The 4,525-nt window shown below is 60.0% G+C and carries 3 protein-coding genes and 1 pseudogene; 3 read left to right on the forward strand and 1 reads right to left on the reverse strand.

Annotated elements, in window-relative coordinates; translation table 11 throughout:
* Positions 1 to 448: 448 nt before the first annotated feature.
* Genes C9413_RS28185 through C9413_RS28195 form a run of 3 tightly spaced genes read left to right on the forward strand, consistent with a single transcriptional unit; the run spans position 449 to position 3,711 of the window.
* Entirely contained in the window at positions 449 to 907 is a 459-nt protein-coding gene (locus C9413_RS28185) for a (2Fe-2S)-binding protein (protein WP_040116251.1), read from the forward strand.
* A 4-nt stretch (positions 908 to 911) separates the two neighbouring features.
* Positions 912 to 3,068: a molybdopterin cofactor-binding domain-containing protein gene (locus tag C9413_RS28190; RefSeq protein WP_040116252.1), complete on the forward strand. Its 2,157-nt coding sequence runs from the start codon at positions 912 to 914 to the stop codon at positions 3,066 to 3,068.
* 1 nt (position 3,069) lies between these two features.
* Positions 3,070 to 3,711 carry a hypothetical protein gene (locus C9413_RS28195; protein ID WP_040116253.1) on the forward strand — a complete coding sequence of 214 codons (642 nt, stop codon included), beginning with the start codon at positions 3,070 to 3,072 and terminating at the stop codon, positions 3,709 to 3,711.
* A 123-nt stretch (positions 3,712 to 3,834) separates the two neighbouring features.
* Here C9413_RS28195 and C9413_RS28200 read toward each other — a convergent pair.
* Positions 3,835 to 4,454 (reverse strand): annotated as a pseudogene (locus tag C9413_RS28200) (tyrosine-type recombinase/integrase).
* Between the last annotated feature and the right edge of the window lie 71 nt (positions 4,455 to 4,525).

The raw sequence follows: 4,525 nt of genomic DNA on the forward strand, positions 1-4,525 counted from the left end.
ATCGCGGCATAGGGAGCATAGAAATGCGGGCCACGCCACCTACCACCAGCACCGAAGCTCGATAAACGAGGCACTACCCGACGGAACCATCAGCTATGAGACGGCAGACACGTTGAATCCGCGACTATATCAACAATATCGGCCCAAAGCGGACGCCACAAGGGTCCAATGTACGCATGATCAAAGAAGAACCCTGCTACGCGTAGCGCTGGAGTCAAGCCCAACCGCTTTGTGCACAGCCATTGCGGTGTTGCTCGCACCCCAATGACAAACGAGGCCGGAGCATCATACCAGACGCTCCGGCCTCTCAATGTATAAGGTCGTGGTCGCCGTGGAGTGACCTTGGTAGGCTATAGCCCAGTTTGATTATGTTGCCACGGCAATGAGCGTTTGATATTTTGCGCTCGCACTGGATGTTCGTTGGGGGCGGCTTTCAGCCGAAGTTCACATGTCATACGATCTCTTGGTGAACGGCGTAAAGCATTCCGTCGATGTTGACGGTGACATTCCTCTCTTATGGATCATACGAGACAGCATAGGTCTTACGGGCACGAAATTCGGTTGCGGGATCGCGATGTGCGGTGCGTGTACTGTACACGTTGATGGCGTGCCGATGAGATCGTGCGTTTTGCCCGTTGCAGAGGCGGTCTCGAAACAGATCACGACGATCGAGGCCATCGGCAAAACCGAGGCGGGCGCGCGGGTGCAGAAGGCGTGGCTCGACATCGACGTTGTCCAGTGCGGCTACTGTCAATCCGGGCAGATCATGTCCGCGGCCGCGCTCCTTGCAACCAACCCATCGCCTGCGGACGAGGATATCGATGCCGTCATGGCCGGGAATATCTGTCGTTGCGGTACGTATCCCCGCATTCGGGCGGCCATCAAGCTTGCAGCAGAGGCGAGGTGATGAGATGTCCATCCGCGATCAGATTGATCTTCGCCTTTCCCGCCGTCATTTCCTAATCGGAGCTGCCCTGACAGGAGCAGGTCTGGTAATCGGCGCGATCCCATCCCGATCAGCCGACGCGCCGCCCGGCGATTTTGAGCCGAACGCGTTCATCCGCATTCCTGCGGAGGGAAAGATCGTCCTCGTGATGCCTTCGGTGGAAATGGGACAAGGCATCTATACCGCGGTGGCTATGCTCCTCGCTGAGGAACTCGAAGTCCCCATCGACCAGGTAACCGTTGAACATGCCCCGGCCGAACCGTCTCTATATTCGAACCCCCTCCTGGGCGACCAGATAACCGGGGGCTCCCTGGCTATCCGCGCGGTCTACGACCAGATGCGAAAGGCTGGCGCGAGCGCTCGAACAATGCTCGTGAACGCCGCTGCCAGGGATTGGGATGTTCCGGCGGATACATGCAAGGCGGACGCCGGTCATGTCGTTCACGAGGCAAGTGGCAGGCGAGTTGCGTATGGAGAACTCATACAGTCGGCCGCAGCGATTTCTGTTCTTCAGGACGCACCGTTGAAGGAGGCATCCAGTTTCAAAGTCATAGGCACTCCGGTCCGCCGGCTCGACAGCCCAGAGAAGGTCAACGGGTCCGCGAAATTCGGGATCGACGCGAGGCCTGAGGGCGTATCTTACGCGGCAATAGCGATTTGTCCCCACTTCGGCGGCAAGTTGGGCAGGGTCGAAGACGGGCCTGCGATGGCCGTCAAGGGCGTCAGACAAGTCGTCACGATTGAAGATGCGGTAGCGGTCGTAGCCGACAACACGGGTGCCGCACGCAAGGGACTGGCAGCCCTCGCCATCGAATGGGAGAAGGGAGCTGACGGCAATCTGACGATCGACGATCTTGAGGCGCGGATGGAGGACGCCGTCAACGGACAGGCCCTCGCCCATATCAACGAAGGGGATGTCGATAAAGTGGAGGCTGAACACGGTCCGGTCCACGAGTTCGTCTACCGCCTTCCGATCCTCGCCCACACAGCGATGGAGCCGATGAACTGTACGCTGCACGTTCGCGCCGACGGGTGTGACGTATGGGTGGGAACACAGGTCATGGGCCGGACGAGGAAAGCCGTCGCGGATGTTACGGGGCTTCCCGAAGAGAAGGTTGTCGTCCATAACCATCTGCTGGGCGGAGGCTTCGGCCGCAGGCTCGATGTCGACGGGGTGATCCTTGCCGCGAAGATCGCAAAGCAGGTCGAAGGCCCGGTCAAGGTCACGTGGAGCCGCGAAGAAGACGTTCGCCACGATTGCTATCGCTATCTCAACTACAGCAAGGTAACGGCGACACTGGGACCAGATGGAATGCCGCTGTCATGGCGGCACCGGGTGATCGGTCCGTCGGTGATGGCTAGATGGTTTCCTGCCTTCACGAAGGATGGCATCGACCTGGACAGCATGGCCGGCGCGGAATCGCCTTACTCGATCCCGAACAAATTCACGGATTTCGCCAGGCACGAAGCACCTGATGGCATGTTGACCGGGAACTGGCGGGGAGTGGGCGCTACCCGGAACGTGCCCGCGATCGAAGGGGGAATTGACGAACTCGCACACGTAGCGGGCATCGATCCCTTGGAATACCGCCGCCGCCTTCTGAAAGACAAACCAAGGCTCCGTGCCGTTCTCGATCTCGCTGCCGAAAAGGTGGCGTGGACGACGCCACTTCCCAAAGGTAAAGGAAGGGGTATCGCCCTGTCTGACGACTTCGGCAGTTTCTCCGCCACCATTTCCGAGGTGAGCATCGGGGAAGACGGCAGCCTGAAGACCGAGCGCGTCGTCTGTGCCGTCGATTGCGGGCAAGTAATCAATCCCGATACCGTCGAGGCACAGATACAGAGCGGTATCGTTTACGGCCTCAGCGCGGCCCTTTACGGCCGTATTACGGTCAGGGACGGAGCAGTGGTGGAAGGCAACTTCGACGACTCGCCTGTCCTGCGCATTCACGAGACGCCCAAGATTGAGGTCCACATCGTCCCCAGTTCCGAGAAGCCGGGCGGGATAGGGGAGGTCGGTACGCCGGGCGTTGCGCCGTCACTGTTCAACGCGATCTTCGTGGCGACCGGAAAGCGACTGAGAACACTGCCGATCGATCAATCGGGTCTGCGGAGGGTCTAAGATGTCTCGGCGATCCTACCTCATGTTGCTTGCCGCAACCGTCGCATCCTTCGGCATCGTTGCGGGGTTCGGATCGATACGTGGCTACGCCGAGACATCCGGCGGCAGTCAGCTCAAGGCCGTCTCGGATTTCGATGCGATTGCCGGCACCAGCGAACGCTCGAAGGCTATATTCGAGGAGGCCAGCCGCGTGATCACTCATCCGCGCTGCATAAACTGCCATCCCGCGACCCGCAGCCCGACCCAGGGCGAAGACATGCATCGCCATGTCCCCCTGATGATCGCCAAGGATTCATCCCTTGGACCGGCCGGGCTCGTTTGCGGCACATGCCATGGTCCCGAAAACAGGCCGATCATCGGCAGCCGCCTCAAATCCATTCCTGGCAATGCCCACTGGCAGCTCGCGCCGGCGAGCATGGCGTGGCAAGGCCTGACGCTGGGCGAAATATGCAGGCAGGTCAAAGACACAAGCCGGAACGGCAACCGGAGCCACGCCGATCTCATCAAGCACATGGGAACCGATCACCTCGTAGGGTGGGCGTGGCATCCGGGGGACGGCCGCCCCGCCCCGCCGGGTTCTCAAGAAACCTTTGCCGCCTTGATCACCGCATGGCTACAAACAGGTGCGGAATGTCCAGGTTGACCCTCAACGCCTTAAAGCATGAGCGCAGGCGGTCAGAGCGTTTCCGCGTCGCCTGTAGTCGGCAAGCAGAATGACCGGTGTTGGCGCGGGGGCGACCACCGGCCGCCGCCGATGGCCAAAAATCTACAATTCAATCTGTTCAGCAATCCGTAGCGCGTCATCTACCTCAATGCCAAGGTATCGGACGGTACTTTCGAGCTTCGTGTGACCGAGCAGAATTTGGACAGCACGAAGGTTGTCCGTCTTTTTGTAAATCTGCGCGGCCTTGGTAGCCTCATCGAGTGAGTGCCGTAGGCGCTGGTTTCCAGCCCGATGGACGCAACCCATCGATGAACAATCCGGGCATACTGCCTTGTCGACAAATGCTGCGAGGTTATGCGGCGGCCTGGGAAAAGATAGCTGCCGCCGTTCCTTCGAACGAACGGGAGCCACGCCGCGAGCGCGCTTTTCGTCTGCTCCGTCACTTCGAATTGGACGGACCCCTTCGTCTTCTTCTGGATTATGGTAGCTCTGTCGCGGATCGAACTGCCTGACCAGAGGTCCTCAACCCTCAGCTTAACGAGATCACAAGCGCGGAGCTTGCTGTCGATGGCTAGATTAAAGAGCGCCAGCTCCCGGATCGCCCCGCTCATTTCAAGCCGGACGCGGATCGACCACACGTTCTTCGGCTGAAGCGGGCGCTTCCGACCGACCAGAATGCCTTTGTTCCATGGGTTACTAGCACGCAATGCGGCGGTTTCCATGACCCAGTCTCCGCCGCACCCCCCACCCCGTCCCCCGCCAGGGGCCGGCCCCCAGCTCCCACCGCTCGTCG

The organism is Rhizobium sp. SEMIA 4085, assembly GCF_013004495.1.
GTDB lineage: Bacteria > Pseudomonadota > Alphaproteobacteria > Rhizobiales > Rhizobiaceae > Rhizobium > Rhizobium gallicum.

Bases quoted from the DNA above. Each gene is read 5' to 3' on its own strand.
- C9413_RS28185 (WP_040116251.1), top strand. From the start codon at position 449: ATGTCATACGATCTCTTGGTGAACGGCGTAAAGCATTCCGTCGATGTT.
- C9413_RS28195 (WP_040116253.1), top strand. From the start codon at position 3,070: ATGTCTCGGCGATCCTACCTCATGTTGCTTGCCGCAACCGTCGCATCC.
- C9413_RS28190 (WP_040116252.1), top strand. From the start codon at position 912: ATGTCCATCCGCGATCAGATTGATCTTCGCCTTTCCCGCCGTCATTTC.